This is a genomic window from Pseudomonas sp. SDO524_S393, assembly GCF_054071875.1.
On the sequence record NZ_JBSVVZ010000186.1, the window covers coordinates 1 to 219 of the forward strand.

Below are 219 nucleotides of genomic sequence, written 5' to 3' on the forward strand. Positions count from 1 at the left end.
AGTTTCCCGTCAAGGGTTTAACCCTTACCAGTGCTTGCAATGCAAAGCCCAGTGCCTGGGCGTCTAACTCTACGCTGAACCCGCTGATGACTCCCGCGACCTCCAAGCGCTTGAGGCGTTCGCTGCAGCCTGGCGCGGACAGTCCTACCTGGCGGCTCAGTGCGCGAATCGATGCGCGGGCATTGTGATGAAGGGCAGTAATCGGCGCGCGATCAGTCG

1 protein-coding gene is annotated in these 219 nt (G+C 60.7%); it reads right to left on the minus strand.

The genetic code is table 11. The features are described 5' to 3' along the window. Window positions 1-219 (minus strand): Lrp/AsnC family transcriptional regulator (locus ACW9IB_RS29585; protein ID WP_457416881.1); only part of this gene is annotated, 219 nt, incomplete at both ends.